This window comes from Streptomyces sp. NPDC018019, from assembly GCF_044327805.1.
GTDB lineage: Bacteria > Actinomycetota > Actinomycetes > Streptomycetales > Streptomycetaceae > Streptomyces.
In genome coordinates this window covers 176,779-196,182 of sequence record NZ_JBIRGD010000009.1, presented here as the reverse complement: position 1 = coordinate 196,182, position 19,404 = coordinate 176,779, and the positions used below count along the sequence as shown (strand labels likewise).

Annotated in this window: 20 protein-coding genes; 13 read left to right on the top strand and 7 right to left on the bottom strand. The window is 72.4% G+C overall.

The window, feature by feature from the left end:
• Nucleotides 1–216: 216 nt before the first annotated feature.
• Together ACH4FX_RS17645 and ACH4FX_RS17640 are read left to right on the top strand one after the other, a co-directional pair.
• The gene (locus tag ACH4FX_RS17645) at nt 217–1,155 is read left to right on the top strand and encodes a beta-ketoacyl-ACP synthase III (protein WP_398479805.1); all 939 of its coding nucleotides are present in this window, start codon (nt 217–219) and stop codon (nt 1,153–1,155) included.
• A 177-nt stretch (nt 1,156–1,332) separates the two neighbouring features.
• Nucleotides 1,333–1,749 carry a VOC family protein gene (locus tag ACH4FX_RS17640; RefSeq protein ID WP_398479803.1) on the top strand — a complete coding sequence of 139 codons (417 nt, stop codon included), beginning with the start codon at nt 1,333–1,335 and terminating at the stop codon, nt 1,747–1,749.
• 14 nt (nt 1,750–1,763) lie between these two features.
• Here the strand turns inward: ACH4FX_RS17640 and ACH4FX_RS17635 are convergent, their stop codons facing one another.
• Both ACH4FX_RS17635 and ACH4FX_RS17630 read right to left on the bottom strand, forming a co-directional pair.
• The gene (locus ACH4FX_RS17635) at nt 1,764–2,675 is read right to left on the bottom strand and encodes a glutaminase (RefSeq protein WP_398479802.1); all 912 of its coding nucleotides are present in this window, start codon (nt 2,673–2,675) and stop codon (nt 1,764–1,766) included.
• A gap of 10 nt (nt 2,676–2,685) precedes the next feature.
• Nucleotides 2,686–3,441, bottom strand: a complete 756-nt coding sequence (locus tag ACH4FX_RS17630) for a helix-turn-helix domain-containing protein (protein ID WP_398479800.1) — start codon at nt 3,439–3,441, stop codon at nt 2,686–2,688.
• Between the two features lie 107 nt (nt 3,442–3,548).
• Here ACH4FX_RS17630 and ACH4FX_RS17625 point away from each other — a divergent pair, with 107 nt between their 5' ends.
• From ACH4FX_RS17625 to ACH4FX_RS17615, 3 genes are all read left to right on the top strand, one after another.
• Nucleotides 3,549–3,782: a hypothetical protein gene (locus ACH4FX_RS17625; RefSeq protein WP_398479798.1), complete on the top strand. Its 234-nt coding sequence runs from the start codon at nt 3,549–3,551 to the stop codon at nt 3,780–3,782.
• Nucleotides 3,783–3,946: 164 nt separating this feature from the next.
• Nucleotides 3,947–4,540: an N-acetylmuramoyl-L-alanine amidase gene (locus tag ACH4FX_RS17620; RefSeq protein ID WP_398479796.1), complete on the top strand. Its 594-nt coding sequence runs from the start codon at nt 3,947–3,949 to the stop codon at nt 4,538–4,540.
• A 26-nt stretch (nt 4,541–4,566) separates the two neighbouring features.
• Nucleotides 4,567–5,478: a 1-aminocyclopropane-1-carboxylate deaminase/D-cysteine desulfhydrase gene (locus ACH4FX_RS17615; RefSeq protein ID WP_398479794.1), complete on the top strand. Its 912-nt coding sequence runs from the start codon at nt 4,567–4,569 to the stop codon at nt 5,476–5,478.
• Between the two features lie 58 nt (nt 5,479–5,536).
• On the opposite strand, the gene ACH4FX_RS17610 is transcribed toward ACH4FX_RS17615, so the two are convergent.
• A complete protein-coding gene (locus tag ACH4FX_RS17610) occupies nt 5,537–7,141 on the bottom strand; it encodes a Na+/H+ antiporter (protein WP_398479792.1) in 1,605 nt (534 codons plus the stop codon).
• A 105-nt stretch (nt 7,142–7,246) separates the two neighbouring features.
• Between ACH4FX_RS17610 and ACH4FX_RS17605 the strand changes: the two genes are divergently transcribed.
• From ACH4FX_RS17605 to ACH4FX_RS17590, 4 genes are all read left to right on the top strand, one after another.
• Entirely contained in the window at nt 7,247–7,507 is a 261-nt protein-coding gene (locus ACH4FX_RS17605; protein ID WP_398479790.1) for a UBP-type zinc finger domain-containing protein, read from the top strand.
• Between the two features lie 85 nt (nt 7,508–7,592).
• The gene (locus tag ACH4FX_RS17600) at nt 7,593–8,081 is read left to right on the top strand and encodes a GNAT family N-acetyltransferase (protein ID WP_398479788.1); all 489 of its coding nucleotides are present in this window, start codon (nt 7,593–7,595) and stop codon (nt 8,079–8,081) included.
• Nucleotides 8,082–8,353: 272 nt separating this feature from the next.
• The gene (locus ACH4FX_RS17595; RefSeq protein WP_398479786.1) at nt 8,354–8,767 is read left to right on the top strand and encodes an anti-sigma regulatory factor; all 414 of its coding nucleotides are present in this window, start codon (nt 8,354–8,356) and stop codon (nt 8,765–8,767) included.
• Between the two features lie 43 nt (nt 8,768–8,810).
• The gene (locus tag ACH4FX_RS17590; RefSeq protein WP_398479996.1) at nt 8,811–9,749 is read left to right on the top strand and encodes an RNA polymerase sigma factor SigF; all 939 of its coding nucleotides are present in this window, start codon (nt 8,811–8,813) and stop codon (nt 9,747–9,749) included.
• 226 nt (nt 9,750–9,975) lie between these two features.
• On the opposite strand, the gene ACH4FX_RS17585 is transcribed toward ACH4FX_RS17590, so the two are convergent.
• A complete protein-coding gene (locus ACH4FX_RS17585; protein WP_398479994.1) occupies nt 9,976–10,347 on the bottom strand; it encodes a hypothetical protein in 372 nt (123 codons plus the stop codon).
• A gap of 367 nt (nt 10,348–10,714) precedes the next feature.
• Here ACH4FX_RS17585 and ACH4FX_RS17580 point away from each other — a divergent pair, with 367 nt between their 5' ends.
• Nucleotides 10,715–11,683 (top strand): diacylglycerol/lipid kinase family protein, encoded by a 969-nt coding sequence (locus ACH4FX_RS17580; RefSeq protein WP_398479784.1) that lies wholly within the window; start codon nt 10,715–10,717, stop codon nt 11,681–11,683.
• Nucleotides 11,684–12,004: 321 nt separating this feature from the next.
• Nucleotides 12,005–12,262 carry a WhiB family transcriptional regulator gene (locus ACH4FX_RS17575; RefSeq protein WP_003983230.1) on the top strand — a complete coding sequence of 86 codons (258 nt, stop codon included), beginning with the start codon at nt 12,005–12,007 and terminating at the stop codon, nt 12,260–12,262.
• A 401-nt stretch (nt 12,263–12,663) separates the two neighbouring features.
• Here ACH4FX_RS17575 and ACH4FX_RS17570 read toward each other — a convergent pair whose 3' ends face one another.
• Together ACH4FX_RS17570 and ACH4FX_RS17565 are read right to left on the bottom strand one after the other, a co-directional pair.
• Nucleotides 12,664–14,133, bottom strand: coding sequence for a sensor histidine kinase (locus tag ACH4FX_RS17570; RefSeq protein ID WP_398479992.1), 1,470 nt, complete (start codon nt 14,131–14,133; stop codon nt 12,664–12,666).
• A 406-nt stretch (nt 14,134–14,539) separates the two neighbouring features.
• Nucleotides 14,540–15,172, bottom strand: a complete 633-nt coding sequence (locus ACH4FX_RS17565; protein ID WP_398479782.1) for a TetR/AcrR family transcriptional regulator — start codon at nt 15,170–15,172, stop codon at nt 14,540–14,542.
• Nucleotides 15,173–15,252: 80 nt separating this feature from the next.
• On the opposite strand from ACH4FX_RS17565, the gene ACH4FX_RS17560 reads away from it, so the two are divergent.
• Complete coding sequence (locus tag ACH4FX_RS17560; RefSeq protein ID WP_398479780.1) at nt 15,253–16,008, top strand: glucose 1-dehydrogenase; 756 nt, start codon at nt 15,253–15,255, stop codon at nt 16,006–16,008.
• Nucleotides 16,009–16,091: 83 nt separating this feature from the next.
• On the opposite strand, the gene ACH4FX_RS17555 is transcribed toward ACH4FX_RS17560, so the two are convergent.
• Nucleotides 16,092–17,129: an SIS domain-containing protein gene (locus ACH4FX_RS17555; protein WP_398479778.1), complete on the bottom strand. Its 1,038-nt coding sequence runs from the start codon at nt 17,127–17,129 to the stop codon at nt 16,092–16,094.
• Between the two features lie 1,345 nt (nt 17,130–18,474).
• On the opposite strand from ACH4FX_RS17555, the gene nagB reads away from it, so the two are divergent.
• Entirely contained in the window at nt 18,475–19,257 is a 783-nt protein-coding gene (gene nagB / locus ACH4FX_RS17550; RefSeq protein ID WP_398479776.1) for a glucosamine-6-phosphate deaminase, read from the top strand.
• Nucleotides 19,258–19,404 lie beyond the last annotated feature (147 nt).

Sequence of the window (19,404 nt, the reverse complement as noted above, 5' to 3'; positions counted from 1 at the left end):
CCGGCCCGGTACCGACGACGATCCGCCGTCGGTGCCGGGCCGGTGCCGTGGCCGGGGTCACATCGCCGTGCCGGGGCCGCCGGAAGCACCGGCACCGGGCGGTACATGACGTTCCCTCCAGAAGTGGCCCCCGAGAATTGGCGTATCGCGCACCGTCCCCTGGAGCCGCACGCCCAACACTGAACGGATACCGTCCGCACACGCACAGGGGAACCCATGACGGGCGCACGTGTCCTGGCCCTCGGCCACTACCAGCCCTCCGAGGTGCTCACCAACGACGACCTCGCGAAGATCGTCGACACCGACGACGCATGGATCAGCAGCCGCGTAGGCATCCGCACCCGGCACATCGCGGCCCCCGACGAGACCGTGGACGCGATGGCCGCCGCCGCGGCGGCCAAGGCGCTGGCCGCGAGCGGCCTGGCGGCCCAGGACATCGACCTCGTCCTGGTGGCCACCTGCACGGCCGTCGACCGCAGCCCCAACACCGCCGCCCGGGTCGCCGCCCGGCTCGGCCTGCCGGCCCCCGCCGCCATGGACATCAACGTCGTCTGCGCGGGCTTCACCCACGCCCTGGCCACCGCCGACCACGCCATCCGGGCCGGGTCCGCCGTCAACGCGCTGGTCGTGGGCGCCGAGAAGTTCACCGACGTGGTGGACTGGACGGACCGCTCGACCTGCGTGCTCGTCGGGGACGGGGCGGGCGCCGCGGTCGTCACCGCCGCCCCGGAACCGGAGATCGGCCCGGTGCTGTGGGGCTCGGTCCCGGAGATGGGCGACGCCGTACGCATCGAGGGCAGCCCGGCCCGCTTCTCCCAGCAGGGCCAGGCCGTCTACCGCTGGGCCACCACCCGGCTGCCGTCCATCGCCCGCCAGGTGTGCGAGCGCTCCGGCATCCAGCCGGCGGACCTGGCCGGGGTCGTGCTGCACCAGGCCAACCTGCGGCTGATAGAGCCGCTCGCGGAGCGCATCGGCGCGGTCAACGCGGTGATCGCGCGCGATGTCGTCGAGTCCGGCAACACCTCGGCCGCCTCCGTACCGCTGGCCCTGTCCAAGCTGGTGGAACGGCGGGAGATCCCGTCCGGCGCCCCCGTCCTGCTCTTCGGCTTCGGCGGCAACCTGTCGTACGCGGGGCAGGTCATCCGCTGCCCGTGAGGCGGGGCCCGGGGCGTGCCTCCTCCGAGGCGGGGCCCGGGGCGTGCCTTCTACCGAGGCGGGCCTGGGGCGTGCCTCCTCCGAGGCGGGCCTCCGGAGACCCGATGCGGGCGCGCCTGGGCCGCCGCGTCCGATTCGTTCAAGACCCGGCCCGGCCGCGCTTCCTACGCTCACCCCATGAGCAACGGAACACGCCCCACCACGACCCCGCACCTCGCCGCGATCGGCATGGCCGTCGCCGACATGGCGGCCTCGCTCGCCTTCTACCGCCGCCTGGGCCTGGCGGTCCCGGCCGAGGCCGACACCGCCCCGCACGCCGAGGCGACCCTGCCCGGCGGGCTGCGCCTGATGTGGGACACGTACGAGACCCTGCGCTCCATCGACCCCGCGTGGACGCCGCCGGCCGGTGGCACCGCGACCGGCCTGGCCTTCGTGTGCGCGGACCCGGCGGAGGTCGACACGGTCTACGCGGACCTGGTCGCCGCCGGGTACACCGGGGAGAAGGCGCCCTGGGACGCGCCCTGGGGGCAGCGGTACGCGGTGGTCCAGGACCCGGACGGGCAGGGGGTGGACCTGTTCGCGCCCCTGGCGTAGGTGCTACGGGGCGCTCAGAAGACCGACCAGCCGGTCAGCGTCGTGAAGTGGTCCAGCGCCGCCGCCCCGGCCACCGAATTGCCCCGGCTGTCCAGCCCCGGGCTCCACACGCACAGCGTGCAGCGCCCCGGTACGACCGCGACGATGCCGCCGCCGACGCCGCTCTTGGCGGGCAGCCCGACCCGGTAGGCGAACTCCCCGGCGGCGTCGTAGGTGCCGCAGGTCAGCATCACCGCGTTGATCCGCTTGGCCTCGCGGGCCTCCAGCAGGCGGCTGCCGTCCGCGCGCAGCCCGTGGCGGGCCAGGAACCCGCCGGCCGCCGCCAGGTCGCGGCAGCTCATCTCGATCGAGCACTGCCAGAAGTAGTGCTCGATGACGCTGGGGACCGGGTTCTCCAGGTTGCCGAAGCTGGCCATGAAGTGCGCGAGCGCCGCGTTGCGGTCGCCGTGGTCGGCTTCGGAGTCGGCCACCGCCTGGTCGAAGGCGAGGTCCGGGTTGCCGCTCTCCGCACGCAGGAAGTGCAGCATCGTGGTGCTGGCGTCACCGGTGAGCGTCTGGAGGCGGTCGGTGACGACCAGCGCGCCCGCGTTGATGAAGGGGTTGCGCGGTATGCCGTTCTCCCACTCCAGTTGCACGAGCGAATTGAACGGCGTGCCCGACGGCTCGCGGCCGACCCGCTTCCAGATGTCGTCGTTGTCGTTGGCCATGACCAGCGCCAGCGAGAACGTCTTCGATATGGACTGCACGGAGAACGGGACCTCCCAGTCCCCCACCCCGTACACCTCGCCGTTGATGTCGGCCAGCGCTATGCCGAAGCGGTCCATCGGCACCTTTTCCAGCGCCGGTATGTAATCGGCAACCTGCCCATGTCCGACATACGGCCTCGCAAAGGCCGCTACCTCCTCAAGAACGGCCTGGTAGTCCATGACGGACACGCTAACCCGAGGCCACCACCACCCCCAGCGGGACCCCTGCCAGCGCCTTCACCTCACGTGCCAGGTGCGCCTGGTCCGCGTACCCGGCACGGGCCGCCACGTCCGCGTACGGCAGGCCGCCGCGGGCCAGCTCCAGCGCGCGCACGAGGCGCAGCACCCGGGCCAGCGTCTTGGGGCCGTACCCGAACGCCGTCAGGCACCGGCGGTGCAGCTGCCGCTCGCCGATGCCGACGGTCCGGGCGACCTCCGCGACGGACCGCCCGCGGCCGAGCGCGGCGGCGATCACCCCGCGCGCCGGGTCGGGCGGGTCGTCCGCCGCCCGCAGCCGGTCAACGGCGATCCCCTCCAGCACCCGTCCGGGTGATTCGGTCCCGGCCAGCGTGCCGGCCAGCCGCGCCACCCGCTCCCGGGGCCACAGCTCCTCCAGCGGCACCCGCCGATCCCGCAGCACATGCGCCGGCACGCCCACGACGGCGGGCCCCTGACCAGGCGCGAAGCGCAGTCCGACGACGACCGAGCCGGGCCGGACGGTGGGGAGGTGGGCGCTGGTGTCCGGGCCGGCCACGATCAGCCGGCCGTCCATCCACAGCAGGTCCGTACAGCCGTCGGGCAGCACCCGCTGCGGCACCTCGGGCACGCCGTCCGGCGCCCGCTTCGTCCAGACGACCGCGCCGGACAGCCGCGCGGGCCGCTCCCGGTAGCCGCCGCGCGCCCCGTCCGCGCCGCGGCGCACGCCGCCGCCCCCGTCCGTGCACATGTCCCCAGCCTGGCACGGGAACGCGGGTAACGTCCGGTGCGTTGATCGGGTACGGCACCGTGACACGGCGGGCCGTACGCCCCTCCCCCGACCCCACGGAGGCAGCAATGGCAGGCTTTCTCGACCGCGCCAAGGAGCAGGCACAGAGCGCGCTGAACCAGGGCAAGCAGAAGGTCGACGAGGTCCAGCAGCAGCGGGCGGGCAACGACCTGCTGAAGAAGCTGGGCGCGGCCTACTACGCCGAGCGCCGTGGCAGCGGCACACCGCAAGCCACCCAGGAGGCGCTCAGCGCGCTGGAAGCCCATATCGCCACCCACGGCGACGGCTTCCTGCGCGGCTGAAAGCGGCCCTCCCCACCGCCCAAAGCAGTGGAAAGCGGCTGAAACCGCTCGCTCAACCGCTCGTACACACGACGAACGGCTGGTCCGCGACCTGACGTTCCAGTACAAGCGTTTTATGAGGCGGTGCGCGGTCGGCGGCCGCCGCGCACCGAACGGAGTCGGCCATGGCCCCACCCATGTCCGCGAACACCTTCCTCAAGGCCCTCAGAGACGAGGGTCTGGAGGTCGTCGAGGTCGGCGAATGGCGTACGCACAACCGCAACGGCCACGGCGACTGGGGCCCGGTGCACGGCGTGGTGATCCACCACACCGTCACGTCCGGGACCGAGAGCACCGTACGCCTGTGTTACGACGGCACCTCGGCGCTGCCCGGCCCGCTGTGCCACGGCGTGATCACCAAGGACGGCCGGGTCCACCTGGTCGGCTGCGGGCGCGCCAACCACGCGGGCAGCGGCGACCGTGACGTGCTGCGCGCCGTGATCGCCGAGAAGAAGCAGCTGCCCCCCACCAACCAGTACAACGCCGACGGCAACGTCCACTTCTACGGCTTCGAGTGCGAGAACCTGGGCGACGGCAAGGACCCCTGGCCGGAGGCCCAGCTGCTGGCCGTCGAGAAGGCCGCGGCCGCGCTGTGCCGGGTCCATGGCTGGAACGAGTACTCGGTCATCGGCCACCTGGAATGGCGGGCCGACAAGATAGACCCCAAGGGCTTCACGATGAAGGACATGCGCGCCCGCGTCGGCGCCCGGCTGAAGTAACCCCGGCGTCACGCGACAATGGCCGTGTGACCTCGCCCGCCCCCGGCCTCGCCGCACTGCGGCCGCGTCTGCCGTCCCCCCTCCAGCACATCGAGGACGAACGGTTCGCGCGCCGCGGTGTGCGGCTGCTCCTCAAGCGGGACGACCTGATACATCCCGAACTGCCCGGCAACAAGTGGCGCAAGCTGGAGCTGAACCTGCGGGCAGCCGCCGAGGCCGGGGACCACACACTGCTCACGTTCGGCGGCGCCTACTCCAACCACCTGCGGGCCACCGCCGCGGCCGGCCGCCTGCTGGGCTTCGCGACGGTCGGCGTCATACGGGGCGCCGAGCTGGCGGACCGGCCGCTGAACCCGTCCCTGGCGCGCTGCGCCGCCGACGGCATGCGGCTGCACTTCATCGACCGCACCACGTACCGCCGCAAGACCGACCCGGACGTCGCCGCGGCGCTCCGCGAACGTTTCGGCCCGCACTACGCCGTCCCGGAGGGCGGCAGCAACGCACTCGCCGTCCAGGGCTGTACGGCACTGGGCCGGGAACTGCGCGGCGAGACCGACGTGGCCGCCGTCGCCTGCGGCACCGGCGGCACCCTGGCCGGCCTGGCCGCGGGCCTGGCACCGGACCAGCGCGCCCTCGGCATCCCCGTCCTCAAGGGCGGCACCCCGCACTTCCTCGCCGCGGACACCGAACGCCTCCAGCACGCGGCCTTCGGCGGCCGGCGCGGTACGTGGGACCTGGACCCCCGCTTCCACTGCGGCGGGTACGCCCGGCGCACCCCCGAACTCGACGCATTCGCAAACGACTTCGAGGCCCGTCACGGCGTCCCCGTGGAACGCCTCTACGTGGCCAAGCTCCTCCTGGGCCTGACCACGCTGGCCGAGGAAGGCGCGTTCACCCCCGGCACCACGGTCACCGCCGTGATCACGGGCGCGCCCTGACAGGACGGTGCCGTCACCACCGACGCGCCCTCGCAGCGGCGGGCCGGCCCGCCGCCCCTCAGTCGGCTCCTTCCCGGTACGCCGCCGCCTCCTCCAGGTCCAGCCGCTTCAGCAGCACCCGCATCATCTCGTCGTCGATCCGCCGCTCGTCCCGCATGGCGACGAAGACCTTCCGCTCCGCGTCGATCATTTCCCGCGCCAGCCGCCGGTAGGTGTCGTCCGCCGACTCCCCCGTCACCTCGTTGACCGTCCCCAGCCGCTCCCAGACCGCGTTGCGCCGCCGCTCCAGGACCGTGCGCAGCCGGTCGGCCAGCGGCCCCGGCAGCGCGTTCCGCTCGTCCTCCAGCAACTCGGCGAGCCGCCGCTCAGCCGCCCGCGACGCCTCGTTCTGCGCCTGCGCCTCGGCGAGGGTCTCGGCCCGTACGTCCCGCTGCGGCAGCCGCAGCGCGCGGATCAGCGGCGGCAGCGTCAAGCCCTGGATCACGAGCGTGCCGATGACCGTCGTGAAGGTCAGGAAGAGCACCAGGTTGCGCGCCGGGAACCCCTCGTCGGAGCCCTGGACGGTCACCGGCACCGAGAAGGCGATGGCCAGCGACACCACACCGCGCATGCCGGCCCATCCGACGATCACCGGCGCCTTCCAGTTCGTACCGGGCTCCCGCGCGCGGATGCGCTCCGACAGCACCCGCGGCACGAACGTCGCGGGGAACACCCACACGAAGCGCGCGAGCACCACCACCGCGAACACCACGACCGCGTACCAGGCGGCCTGCCCGCCGCTGAACTCGCCCAGCCCGCGCAGCACCACCGGCAGTTGCAGGCCGATCAGCGCGAACACCGACGACTCCAGCACGAAGGAGACCATCTTCCACACGGCCTCCTCCTGGAGCCGCGTCTCGAAGTCGACCTGCCAGGACCGGTGCCCGAGGTAGAGCCCGACCACCACGACCGCCAGCACACCGGACGCCCCGAACTCCTCGGCGACCTGGTACGCCACGAACGGGATGAGCAGCGACAGGGTGTTCTCCAGCAGCGGCGCGTCCCGCAGCCGGCAGCGCAGCCAGTGCAGCGGGATCATCAGCACCACCCCGGCCCCGGCCCCGCCCACCGCCGCGACCGCGAACTCCCGGATGCCGCCGGTCCAGGTGGCGCCCACCCCGGCCGCCGCGGCCACCGCCACCTTGTACGCGGTGATCGCGGTGGCGTCGTTGACCAGCGACTCGCCCTGGAGGATCGTCGTGATCCGGCTCGGCAGGCCCAGCCGGCGGGCGATGGCGGTGGCGGCCACCGCGTCCGGCGGCGCGACCACCGCGCCCAGGACGAGCGCCGCCGGCAGCGGCAGGTCCGGGATCATCAGGTACGCGACGTACCCGACGACGACCGTCGCGAAGAGCACGTAGCCGACCGACAGCAGCGCCACCGGCCGCAGGTTGGCCCGCAGGTCCAGGTACGAGCTCTCCAGTGCCGCGGTGTGCAGCAGCGGGGGCAGCAGCAGCGGCAGCACGATGTGCGGATCGAGCGTGTAGTCCGGTACGCCGGGGATGTACGAGGCGGCCAGCCCGGCGGCGACCAGCAGCAGCGGCCCGGGCACGGGGGTGCGCCGGGCGGCCCCGGCGACCGCCGCGCTCCCCGCGGCCAGCAGCAGTAGTGGCATCACGTCCATCGGCCTCGCCCGTCCTGTCCCGTCCCTCCGGGCCGGCCCACGCCGCCCCGGTCACCGCGGCGGCCGCCCGTGCCGCGCCCGCTCCGGCGATCTAACCTGGCAATCATGAGCGAGTGCCCGCACGTTCCCGGACTGCCGCGCCCCGAGCCCGCCGCGCTGAGTGCCACCTGCCCCGAGTGCGAAGCCGTCGGCAGCCACCCCGTACAGCTGCGGCTGTGCCTGGTGTGCGGGCACGTCGGCTGCTGCGACTCCTCGCCCCACCGGCACGCGACGGGCCACTTCGAGGCGACCGGCCACGCGGTGATGCGGTCGTACGAGCCGGGCGAGTCCTGGCGCTGGTGCTTCGTCGACCAGACGCTCGTCTGACGAGCGCCGCGCCCGCCCGGACCGGGCGGGCGCGGTTTCCCGGACCCGCGGGCCGGATGTCGGTGCCGCCCGCTAGCCTTCAGGCATGATCCGCACCGCGACGGTCGACGACGTACCCGTCCTCCACACGATGATCCGCGAGCTGGCCGCGTACGAACGGGCCCGGGACGCCGCGCGGGCCACCGAGGCGCAGCTGCGCGAGGCCCTCTTCGGCGAGCACCCGGCCGCCTTCGCGCTCATCGCCGAGGACGCGGAGGGCCCCGTCGGCTTCGCTCTGTGGTTCCGCAACTTCTCGACGTGGACGGGCACGCACGGTGTCTATCTGGAGGATCTCTTCGTCCGCCCGGAGGCCCGCGGCGCGGGCCACGGCAAGGCGCTGCTGTCCGCCCTCGCGGAGATATGCGTGGCCCGCGGCTACGAGCGTTTCGAGTGGTCAGTCCTGGATTGGAACGAACCGTCCATCGGTTTTTACCGGTCGATCGGCGCGGAACCCATGGACGAATGGACCGTCTTCCGGCTCACTGGAGATGCACTGCACAACCTCGCGGGCGCCTCGAACGTCAACGCTGCGTAATCAGCTTCGATTTGGCAGTGCAGACCCCTAGCCACTGTCCGTACCCGTAGGCTTACAATGAGTGACAGTCGTAGGACTGCGGGACGCTGCGAGACCCACCGTCGTACCGGAGGCCGGCGCTGCCTCTTCCGGGCGACATCGCCCCGCAGATCGCGATAGCGTCGCAGGCGAACCATGTGCCGCGCCGGATCGTTCTCCTCTCGTTGTCACAAGAGGGGCCGCGACCGGCGCGAATATCAGCTCAACCAGCTTGTGTCACCTTGGAGGTGAGGGTGTCCCAGATCGCAGGCGAGCCCGGGACCCAGGACTTCGTGGAAGTCCGGCTGCCCGCTGCGGGTGCCTACCTGTCGGTGCTGCGTACGGCCACGGCCGGACTCGCAGCCCGCTTGGACTTCACCCTCGACGAGATCGAGGATCTGCGCATCGCCGTGGACGAGGCGTGCGCGATTCTTCTGCAACAGGCCGTGCCGGGCAGCGTACTGAGCTGCGTCTTCCGCCTGATCGACGACGCGCTGCAGGTGACCGTGTCGGCCCCGACGACCGACGGCCGCGCCCCCGAGCGCGACACCTTCGCCTGGACGGTGCTCTCCGCGCTGGCCGGCAAGGTCGACTCCACCGTCGCGGCGGACCGTACGGTCACGATCAGCCTGTACAAGGAGCGCGGCGCCGGTCCCGGACCGTCATGACCGAACAGGGGGCCCCGTGAAGGATCTTGAACGCGGCACGCGGATGGCGCCCGGTGTGGCCATCCCCGAGCAGCATGCCCGGCCGCAACCGGTGGGCGCGGATGACCACGGCGGCCGGTTGGACGCGGCGGAGCAGGCAGAGCGGGCGGACCACATGGACCAGAGCGAGCACAGGCGGAACGAGCGCGATCCGCACACCCCGCACCACCCTCATGACCCTCACGACCCCCATGACCGGAGCGGTGCGCGGGCGATGTTCTACGAGCTGCGCAAGCTGCCCGACGGCTCGGCGGAGCGCGCCGAACTGCGCAACGCGCTCGTGCGCATGCACCTGCCGCTCGTCGAGCACCTGGCCCGGCGCTTCCGCAACCGCGGCGAGCCGCTGGACGACCTGACCCAGGTCGCCACCATCGGCCTGATCAAGTCCGTGGACCGCTTCGACCCGGACCGGGGCGTGGAGTTCTCCACGTACGCCACCCCCACCGTCGTCGGCGAGATCAAGCGGCACTTCCGCGACAAGGGCTGGGCGGTCCGCGTGCCCCGCCGCCTCCAGGAGCTGCGGCTGTCGCTGACCACCGCGACCGCCGAGCTCTCCCAGCGGCACGGGCGCGCCCCCACCGTCCACGAGCTGGCCGAGCACCTCTCGATCTCCGAGGAAGAGGTCCTGGAGGGCCTGGAATCGGCGAACGCCTACAGCACCCTGTCCCTGGACGTCCCGGACACCGACGACGAGTCTCCCGCCGTCGCCGACACCCTGGGCGCCGAGGACGAGGCACTGGAGGGCGTGGAGTACCGCGAATCGCTCAAACCGCTGCTGGAGGACCTGCCGCCGCGCGAGAAGAAGATCCTGCTGCTGCGCTTCTTCGGCAACATGACCCAGTCGCAGATCGCCCAGGAGGTCGGCATCTCGCAGATGCACGTCTCCCGGCTGCTGGCCCGCACCCTGGCCCAGCTCCGCGACAAGCTCCTCGTGGAGGAGTGACCGCAACGCCCGCCGTCGGCCACCGCCCCGGTCTCATCACAGGAGCCCGGGGCGCCGTACGGCAGCCGCAGCACACGCTGCCGTAAGCGCCTGAGCCGTCAGGCGTTCAGCAGACCGCCCGCCGCCGCCCGCACAGGGCTCACCGGCGGCCGGCCCCGTACGAGCCGCACGCTTCCTCCCCGCGCGGCTCTTTCCCCCACGCGTCGCGCGGCGGTACCCGCATGGCTCAATCCCTCGGCGCGATTCCCAGCGCCTCCGTGGCCGTCGGGTTCACCAGCAGGGCGAGCACCGCGATGGCGGCCACCGCCAGGGCGATACCGGCCGCGATCAGCGCGCCGCCGCCGTTGACCAGTGTCCAGGCCACCGGGAACGCCACGATCTGGGTGATCAGCGAGGGGCCGCGGCTCCAGCGGCGGCGCAGCCACAGCCCGCGCGCCGCGACCAGCGGCAGCGCCGCCAGCGCCAGCACGGTCAGGCCGCCCATCTCCGCCTGCCGGGGGCTGTCGGGCGACCCGGCCAGGCCCATGACGAGCAGGTAGACGCCGAGGGCGGCCAGCGCGGCGCCTTCCACGGCGGTGAGCGCCGCGGCGGCGCCGATCCGGGCCGGGCGCGGTCCGCTCGGCCCCGGAGCGGCGTCGGCGGCCTTGGCGGACCCGGCCGCCTGCTTGCGGTCCTTGCCGGACCGGGTGCCCTTGGCGGACGCGGCCGTCCGGGTGCCCTTGGCGGACGTGGCGCCCTTCGTGGCCCCGCCGCGCGACCCGTCCTGCGCGCTGCCGTCTCCGGTCCGTACGTCGTCCCCGTCCGGCTTGCTGCGCCGCGTCGCCCCGGCCGGCCGGGAGGGCTTGGCCGTCTCGGCCGCGGGCCGTTTCTGCTGACTGCTCACCCCAGCAGGGTAGCCCCGGGGTGCCCGGCTGACGGTGGGCAGGGAGTGGGTCGGGTACCGGCAGGTAGGTACCCTGCTCCACATGCGTGCACTTCTCGTGGTCAATCCCGCAGCTACCACCACCAGTGCGCGTACGCGTGACGTCCTCACCCACGCACTGGCCAGCGACCTCAAGCTGGAGCTCGCCGAGACGCGGTACCGGGGCCACGCCCGCGACCTGGCCCGGCAGGCCGCCGAGGGCGGCCAGATCGAGCTGGTCGTGGCCCTCGGCGGGGACGGCACGGTGAACGAGGTCGTCAACGGTCTGCTGACGCACGGCCCCGCCCCGGACGCCCTCCCCCGCCTCGCCGTCGTCCCCGGCGGCTCCACCAACGTCTTCGCCCGGGCCCTCGGCCTGCCCAACGACGTCGTCGAGGCGACCGGTGCCCTCCTGGACGCGCTGCGTGACGGCAGCGAGCGCACGGTCGGCCTGGGCCTGGCCGCCGGCACCCCGGGCACCGAGGACGAGGGCGTACCAGCCCGCTGGTTCACCTTCTGCGCGGGCTTCGGCTTCGACGCGGGCGTGGTCGGCCGGGTCGAACAGCTGCGGGAGCGCGGCAAGCGTTCGACGCACTCGCTCTACATGCGGCAGGTGCTGCGGCAGTACGTCGGCGAGCCGAACCGCCGGCACGGCACGATCACCCTGGAGCGGCCGGGCGAGGACCCGGTGGAGCACCTGGTCATGTCGATAATCTGCAACACCGCCCCCTGGACCTACCTGGGCAATCGCCCGGTCTACCCGGCGCCCGCGGCGTCCTTCGACACGGCCCTGGACGTCTTCGCCCTGTCGAAACTGTCCGCGTCCGCGGTGACGCGCTACGCAACCCAGCTGCTGGCGTCAACACCGGAGCGCGGCCCCCGTGGCAAGCACGTGGTCTCGCTCCATGACTTGACGGACTTCACCTTGCATTCGCAGGCGCCACTGCCCTTCCAGATGGACGGTGACCACCTGGGGGTCCGTACGAGCGTGACGTTCACAGGCGTTCGCCGTGCACTGCGTGTGATTGTGTGAGCAGTAGGGCCTAAAGTCCTTTCAGTCGAACGTTTAGGCTGACTTCCACCCCCTAGAAGTACGGCTGTGACCTAGGCGACACCAAGGAATCAAAAAAAAGTTTCCGGAAGGGGTTGTATCCGCAGCCGAGGTTTGCGAGTCTCTTCATGGCGATCGGGACGGCCGTTTCTTCCGGCCCCCTTGAGAGCCCGAATCCTCCTCCTCATTCTTCAGGACCGCACCAGTTCTCAACTGGGGTTCGGCCCTTCCCTTGTGGAGGGATTCGTGAAAGCGTTCACATTCACAAGCAACGATCCCGTCACACGAGGAGATGGAGCAGCCATGGACTGGCGTCACCGCGCCGTTTGCCGCGAGGAAGACCCCGAGCTCTTCTTCCCCATCGGCAACACCGGTCCTGCGCTGCTGCAGATCGAGGAAGCCAAGGCCGTCTGCCGCCGCTGCCCCGTCATGGAGCAGTGCCTGCAGTGGGCGCTGGAGTCCGGCCAGGACTCCGGTGTCTGGGGTGGCCTCAGCGAGGACGAGCGCCGCGCCATGAAGCGCCGTGCAGCTCGCAACCGGGCGCGCAACGCCAGCGCCTGACCGCAGACGCCCCCCGTGGCCCCCGAGCCGCAGCGCGCAGTACCCCCGATGCTCCCCCAGCACCGCGAGTGCCTGGGAGCCCCCCACGCAATGTGAGCTTTGAGCCCCGGACCAGATGGGTCCGGGGCTTACTGCTGTTCGCCCCGGGTGGTGGCCCTGGAGGCCCGCCGTCAAAGGTCCGGACCTGCCGCGTCCCAACCCCCGCGCCGCGACCCACTCTCCCCGGGCGATTCACAGCACGCGCGACACCGTTGTCCATTCGCCGCCATTGCCGTCACTCTTCCGTTACCTCGATCTGCTGTACGGCAGTTCAGCGACGCGGGTACTCGGTGCGGGCTTCCCTTCCGTATTCCGCTCCGAATTCCACCCGGTTACCGCTCACTTGATGAGCGTCTCCGTCATCAGTGCTTCTCCGCTCGTACGGGAACGTCGAGAATCACCTGAGTACCCCGGTCGGCGCCGGGCACCATGTCGAACTTTCCGCCCAACTCGCCCTCCACCAGCGTGCGTACGATCTGCAGGCCGAGGTTGCCGGCCCGGTGCGGGTCGAACCCGTCCGGCAGGCCGCGGCCGTTGTCCTGGACGGTGACCAGCAGGCGGGGCTCCGTACGGCTGCCGCCGCGGACCGCGCCGACCTCGACGGTCCCCTGATCGCCGGGAACGAAGGCGTGTTCGAGGGCGTTCTGCAGGACCTCCGTGAGGACCATGGAGAGCGGGGTGGCGACCTCGGCGTCGAGTATGCCGAAGCGGCCGGTGCGGCGCGTGGTGACCGCGCCCGGCGCGATCTCCGCGACCATCGCCAGCACCCGGTCCGCGATCTCGTCGAACTCCACCCGCTCGTCGAGGTTCTGGGACAGCGTCTCGTGGACGATCGCGATCGAACCGACCCTGCGCACCGCCTCGTTGAGCGCCTCGCGCCCCTGTTCGGAATCCATCCGGCGGGACTGCAGCCGCAGCAGCGCGGCCACGGTCTGCAGGTTGTTCTTCACCCGGTGGTGGATCTCCCGGATGGTGGCGTCCTTGGTGATCAGTTCCCGCTCCCGGCGCCGGAGTTCGGTGACGTCGCGCAGCAGGACCAGCGAACCGATGTGCGTGCCCTTGGGCTTGAGCGGGATGGCGCGCAGCTGGATCACCCCGTCCTCCCCCTCGACCTCGAACTCCCGTGGCGCCCAGCCGCTGGCCAGCTTCACCAGCGCCTCGTCGACCGGGCCGCGGGCGGGCGCGAGTTCGGCGGTGGCCTGGCCCAGGTGGTGGCCGACGAGGTCGGCGGCGAGGCCCAGGCGGTGGTAGGCGGACAGCGCGTTCGGGCTGGCGTACTGGACGACGCCGTCCGCGTCGAGCCGGATCAGCCCGTCGCCGGCGCGCGGCGAGGCGTCCATGTCGACCTGCTGCCCGGGGAAGGGAAAGGCTCCTGCAGCGATCATCTGGGCGAGGTCGGAGGCGCTCTGGAGGTAGGTGAGCTCCAGCCGGCTCGGCGTCCGTACGGTCAGCAGGTTGGTGTTCCGGGCGATCACGCCCAGCACCCGGCCCTCCCGGCGCACCGGGATCGACTCGACCCGTACCGGCACCTCCTCGCGCCACTCGGGGTCGCCCTCGCGGACGATCCGCCCCTCGTCCAGGGCGGAGTCGAGCATCGGACGGCGGCCACGCGGAACGAGATGGCCGACCATGTCGTCCTGATAGGAGGTCGGTCCGGTGTTGGGCCGCATCTGGGCGACGGAGACGTATCGGGTGCCGTCGAGGGTGGGGACCCACAGGACGAGATCGGCGAAGGAGAGGTCGGAGAGCAGTTGCCACTCCGACACCAGCAGGTGCAGCCATTCCAGGTCGGAGTCGCTGAGGGCGGTGTGCTGGCGTACGAGATCGTTCATGGAGGGCACGCCCTGGAGCCTACCGGCGTACGGTGGGGGTGTTGCTCCCGCAAGGGCATGGACAGATCTAAATGGTCTAGTCCACAATGAGTTGGTACCGCACCCGCACAGGGCCGCCTCCGGGCACCGCGGTACCGGCACCAAGACGTCGAGAACCTCCAGTACCTCCGCTCTCCCCGCACAGGAGGGCGGATAGAGGCCCGAGCGCTCTCTGCCCTGACTGCGCGACGGCCTCCGGTCGACCGGCCTCTGGGCGGGTGTGTGTTCCTGCCGCACGTGGGGCGCATTCCGCCGCCGGGCCGGCCGATGAAGCTCCGGGCTGCGGTGCCGGACAGGTTGAGGGTCCTGTCCCGGCGCCGCGGCCCGCGGGTGTTCCAAAACCCCGTGAGCCCTCTGCGCCTCTCGCCTACCCCTCTTCCCCGTCGCTCCGCCCGGTGGGCCAGGCGGCCATCGCCAGCTCCGCCACCCGCTCCAGCGTCGTACGGTCCGCGCCGTCCCTGGCCTGCTGGGACATGCCCTGGAGTACGGCCGCGCTGTACGTCGCGAGCGCGTGCGCATCGGTGCCGGCGGGCAGCTCACCGGCCGCGATGTCGCTCCGGACCCGCTCCTCGACCGTCTCCACGTTCTGCGCGCGGCGCTCCTGGAGGCTGCGCATGACGTCCTCGGACTGCGCCGTGCAGTTGGTGGCGGCCGAGATGACCATGCAGCCGCGCGGATAGCCCGGCATGGTGTGGAAGGTTGCCGCCTCGTGCAGCATCCGCGCCACGGCCCGGCGGGCGGTCGGCTCCTCGGCCAGGGCGCGACCGGAGAAGACACCAAAATCCCGGACGTACGCCTCGATCGCCTCCTCGAAGAGCGTCCGCTTGTCGCCGAACGCCGCGTACAGGCTCGGTGCCTTGATGCCCATGGCATCGGTCAGGTCGGCGATGGAGACCGCCTCGTAGCCGTGCTCCCAGAAGGCCCGCATCGCCTGCTCCAGGGCCGTCTCCCGGTCGAAGGACCGGGGCCGCCCGCGCTGTGCACGCTGTTTCGTCGCCATTCCCCAATTCTATAGCGCCCGCTACGGAAACCCTGCTAACGTATTTCTGTAGCAACCGATATAGAAAGGGGGGCGCGGTCATGGGCGTGCTCACGGGCAGGACGGCGCTGGTCACGGGCGGCAGCAGGGGCATCGGCCGGGCGATCGCCGAGCGGCTGGGGCGGGACGGCGCACGGGTCGCGGTGCATTACGGACGCGACGAGGCCGCCGCGAAGGACACGGTGACGGCGATCGAGGAAGCCGGCGGCCGGGCCTTCGCCGTACAGGCCGAGCTGGGTGTTCCGGGCGACGCGGCGGCCCTGTGGTCCGCGTTCGACGCCCACGCCGACGGGCTGGACATCCTGGTGAACAACGCCGGCACGAGCGGCCGGCGCGAACCGCTCGCCCGAGCGACGGAGGAAGACTTCGACCACCTCTTCGCGGTCAACACGAAGGCCCCGTTCTTCCTCACCCGGCTGGGCCTGGAGCGGCTGCGCGACGGCGGCCGCATCATCAACGTCTCCACGGGCCTCACCCACGGCGTCGCCATGCCCGATCTGATCGCCTACGCGATGACCAAGGGCGCCCTCGATGTCTTCACCTCGACCCTCGCCAAGGACCTGGGCCCTCGCGGCATCACCGTCAACGCGGTCGCCCCGGGCGTGGTCGACACCGACATGAACGCGGGCTGGCTCCGCGACAACCCCGAAGCGTGGCGGACCTCCTCCGAAATATCCCCCCTGGGCCGCGTCGGCGAGCCCCGCGACATCAGCGACATCGTCGCCTTCCTGGCCTCCGACGACAGCCGCTGGATCACCGGCCAGTGGCTCGACGCAACCGGGGGCGCCTTGCTCTGACCGCCTGGGGCGGCCGGGTATGTGGGAGCGGGAGCCGGGGGGCCGGGGGGCCGGGGGGGCAGGGGGCCGGGGGGAGGGTCGGGTCAGTGGGTTTCGGTGACCTTGGCGAGGGAGCGCGGGGCGTCCGGGTCCTGTCCCCGCGCGAGCGTGACCTCGTAGGCGAGCCTCTGAAGAGGAAGGATTTCCAGGATGGGCTGAAGCTCCTCGGCCACGCCGTCCGTCGGCAGCGCGAAGCCGGCCGCCGCCCGGCCCACCTCGGCGTGACTGCCGATGACCACCAGATCCGCGCCCCGATCACACAACCGCTCCAGCACCGGCCGAAGGGCCGTCCCGCCCGCGCCGTCGGTGACGATCGCGATCACCGGGGAGATGTTGTCGACCATGGCGAGCGGGCCGTGCAGCAGGTCCGCGCCGGAGTAGGAGAGCGCGGGAATGTAGCTGGTTTCCATGAGCTTCAGCGCGGCTTCCTTGGCCGTCGGATAGCCGTAACCACGGGAGGTGAGCACCATGCGTTCCGCGAACCGGTAGCGCGCGGCGAGGGCCTTGACCTCGTCATGGCGGGCGAGGACGGCCTCGGCGAGGTCCGGCAGCGCCTTCGCCGCCAGGTTCCCCGCGGCGCGCGGGCCCGGCCGGGCCCAGCAGTCTCGCAGCCCCTCGACGAAGAGGTAGAGGGCGAGGAGTTCGGCCGTGTACGTCTTCGTGGCGGGCAGGGCGCGCTCCGGCCCGGCCAGCACGTCGATGTGGAACTCGCTGATCTCGGCGAGCGCCGACCCCGCGTTGTTGGTCACCGCGAGCGTGATCGCACCGGCTTCACGGGCGGCCCTGGTGGACGCGGCGAGATCGGGTGAGCCGCCGGACTGGCTGACCGTGACGACGAGGCAGTCACGGAGGTCGGGCCGGGCTCCGTAGGCGGTGGTCGTGGACATGGAGGTGAGGCCGCAGGGCTTGCCGAGGCGGATTTCGCAGAGGTACTTGGCGTACAGGGCCGCGTTGTCCGACGTACCGCGCGCGGTGAGGAGGACGAACCGGGGACCGCGGGCGGCGACCTGCTCGGCGACCGCACGGATACGTGGGGCGCCCTCGGCAAGGAGACGACGCAGCACGCCAGGCTGCTCCGCCATTTCCGCAGCCATGAACCGCCCCGGCCGCCCCTGGCCCCCGCTTCCCACCACGGCGCCCCCCGCTGCCGAAGACGCGCGCCCCGCCGCCTCGCGCTGCGCTGAGGCGCGCTGCCCGGGCGAGTCCTGCCTTGGCGGGTCTTGCTCTGGCGGGTCTTGCTCTGGTGCGCCCGGCTCTGGCGAGTCCTGCTTTGGTGAGTCCTGCCGCGGCGCGCTCTGCCCGGGCGAGTCTCGCCTGGGCAGGTCCTGCACTGACGCGCCCTGCCCGGGCAAGTTCCGCCATGGCGGCTCCTGCCCGGGCGTCATGGGCCCGGGCGACTCACGCCAGGGCAGGTCCTGCCCTGGCGCGTCCTGCCCAGGCAAGTCCCGCCCTGGCGTCCCTTGCCCGGGCGCGCCCAGTCTTGGCGGCTCCTGCCCGGGCGAGTCCCGCCCCGGTGGTGTCTCTTGCCCGGGCGCGCCCAGTCTTGGCGGCTCCTGCCCGGGCGTGCCCTGCCCGGGCCCGCCGTGCCTTGGCGTGTTCTGCTTCGGTGCGCCCTGCCCTGGCGCGCTGTGCGCCGTCGTCGGGTCCCCGGTCGCGGCCGTACCCGTCGCCGGCGATAGACCATCCGGCGCCGCCCGGCCCTCCGGTGCGAGCACGTCCTTCGCGGGTGCCGGAGCCTCGTCCCCGGCCGCACTCACAGCCGACGCCGGACCCTCAGCCGACGCCGGGGCCTGACCCAACGCCGAGCCCTCAGCCGACGCCAGACCCTCACCCGACGCCGGTCCCTGACCCGACGCCGCCCCTTCCGCTGCGGCCGCACCCCCCGGCGCAGGCGCGGCCCCCGGCGCAGGCGCGGGGCCCGGAGCGGGCACGACCCCTGGCGCAGGCGCGGGGCCCGGAGCTGGCACGACCCCTGGCGCAGGCGCGGGACCCGGAGCCGGCACGACCCCTGGCGCAGGCGCGGGGCCCGGAGCGGGCGCGGGTCCCGGCGCGGGTGTGCCGTTTGCTGAGTGGTTCGGCTTGTCCGGCATGTGGGCGCCTCCCGGTGGGTGTGCGTCCCTGGGTACCCGCCGGGTGGTGGTGCAGCACCTGCGGCTGCGGTGGCGTGCCGGCCGCGCCGTGTTCCGGTGCTGCGGCGGTTCGCGGACGCCCGGCACCGGGCAATGCCGCGGGGCGGGTTCCGTGGTGTGGGGTCGGGCGTTCGGCCCCGGACCGCGGAACCCGCCCTGCGGACCGCACCCGTCCTCACTGTGCCCCGCGTTCGCCGCCTGTTAAGCCCGGGGTCGCCGGATGTCACCAGGGTGGCCGGGTGCGCTCTGGTAGATTGGTCTATACCACACGTCCACTCTCCAGATCGGCAGGCACAGCGTGGAAGTTGTCATCGTCCCGGACGCCAAGGCAGGCGGCGAGCTGATCGCGGAGGCCATCGCCGCCCTGGTGCGCCGCAAGCCCGCGGCGCTGTTGGGTGTGGCCACCGGCTCGACTCCGCTGCCCGTCTACGATGCGCTGGCGCGCAAGGTCCGCGGTGGTGACGTGGATGTCTCGCGTACCCGCATCTGCCAGCTCGACGAGTACGTGGGGCTGCCCGCCGGGCACCCCGAGTCGTACCGGTCCGTGGTGCTCCGCGAGGTCGTCGAGCCGCTGGGGCTCGGCGAGGACGCGTTCATGGGGCCCGATGGCACGGCCGAGGACGTGCAGGCGGCCTGCGAGGCGTACGACCGTGCGCTGAGCGAGGCCGGCGGTGTGGACCTCCAGCTGCTGGGCATCGGTACCGACGGGCACATCGGCTTCAACGAGCCGTGCTCCTCGCTCGCGTCCCGTACCCGGATCAAGACGCTGACGCAGCAGACCCGGGAGGACAACGCCCGGTTCTTCGACAGCCTGGACGAGGTGCCCCACCACGTCATCACCCAGGGCATCGGGACCATCCTGGAGGCCCGCCACCTGGTGCTGCTGGCCACCGGCGAGGGCAAGGCGGACGCCGTGGCGCAGTCCGTCGAGGGCCCGGTCTCGGCGCTGGTGCCGGCCTCCGCGCTCCAGCTGCACCCGCACGCCACGGTCGTCGTCGACGAGGCCGCCGCGTCCAAGCTCAAGCTGGCCGACTACTTCCGCGCCACGTACGCCGCCAAGCCGGAGTGGCAGGGGCTGTAAGGGCCAGGCGATCCGGCCGAGCCACTCCGTACGCCCCGGCCCCCCGTACAACCGGGCCACCCCCACGCGACCCGGGTGGGCACCCCCCAAGGTGCCCACCCGGGTCGTGTGTCCCGCCGGGCCCACGGCTCCCCTTCCGTGGCCCGG

Bases quoted from the DNA above. Each gene is read 5' to 3' on its own strand.
- ACH4FX_RS17600 (WP_398479788.1), top strand. From the start codon at position 7,593: ATGATCCGCACCGCGACGGTCGACGACGTACCCGTCCTCCACACGATG.
- ACH4FX_RS17640 (WP_398479803.1), top strand. From the start codon at position 1,333: ATGAGCAACGGAACACGCCCCACCACGACCCCGCACCTCGCCGCGATC.
- ACH4FX_RS17635 (WP_398479802.1), bottom strand. From the start codon at position 2,675: ATGGACTACCAGGCCGTTCTTGAGGAGGTAGCGGCCTTTGCGAGGCCG.
- ACH4FX_RS17620 (WP_398479796.1), top strand. From the start codon at position 3,947: ATGGCCCCACCCATGTCCGCGAACACCTTCCTCAAGGCCCTCAGAGAC.
- ACH4FX_RS17555 (WP_398479778.1), bottom strand. From the start codon at position 17,129: ATGGCGGAGCAGCCTGGCGTGCTGCGTCGTCTCCTTGCCGAGGGCGCC.
- ACH4FX_RS17575 (WP_003983230.1), top strand. From the start codon at position 12,005: ATGGACTGGCGTCACCGCGCCGTTTGCCGCGAGGAAGACCCCGAGCTC.
- ACH4FX_RS17645 (WP_398479805.1), top strand. From the start codon at position 217: ATGACGGGCGCACGTGTCCTGGCCCTCGGCCACTACCAGCCCTCCGAG.
- ACH4FX_RS17565 (WP_398479782.1), bottom strand. From the start codon at position 15,172: ATGGCGACGAAACAGCGTGCACAGCGCGGGCGGCCCCGGTCCTTCGAC.
- ACH4FX_RS17610 (WP_398479792.1), bottom strand. From the start codon at position 7,141: ATGGACGTGATGCCACTACTGCTGCTGGCCGCGGGGAGCGCGGCGGTC.
- ACH4FX_RS17625 (WP_398479798.1), top strand. From the start codon at position 3,549: ATGGCAGGCTTTCTCGACCGCGCCAAGGAGCAGGCACAGAGCGCGCTG.
- ACH4FX_RS17560 (WP_398479780.1), top strand. From the start codon at position 15,253: ATGGGCGTGCTCACGGGCAGGACGGCGCTGGTCACGGGCGGCAGCAGG.
- ACH4FX_RS17630 (WP_398479800.1), bottom strand. From the start codon at position 3,441: ATGTGCACGGACGGGGGCGGCGGCGTGCGCCGCGGCGCGGACGGGGCG.
- ACH4FX_RS17590 (WP_398479996.1), top strand. From the start codon at position 8,811: ATGGCGCCCGGTGTGGCCATCCCCGAGCAGCATGCCCGGCCGCAACCG.
- ACH4FX_RS17580 (WP_398479784.1), top strand. From the start codon at position 10,715: ATGCGTGCACTTCTCGTGGTCAATCCCGCAGCTACCACCACCAGTGCG.
- ACH4FX_RS17605 (WP_398479790.1), top strand. From the start codon at position 7,247: ATGAGCGAGTGCCCGCACGTTCCCGGACTGCCGCGCCCCGAGCCCGCC.
- ACH4FX_RS17570 (WP_398479992.1), bottom strand. From the start codon at position 14,133: ATGAACGATCTCGTACGCCAGCACACCGCCCTCAGCGACTCCGACCTG.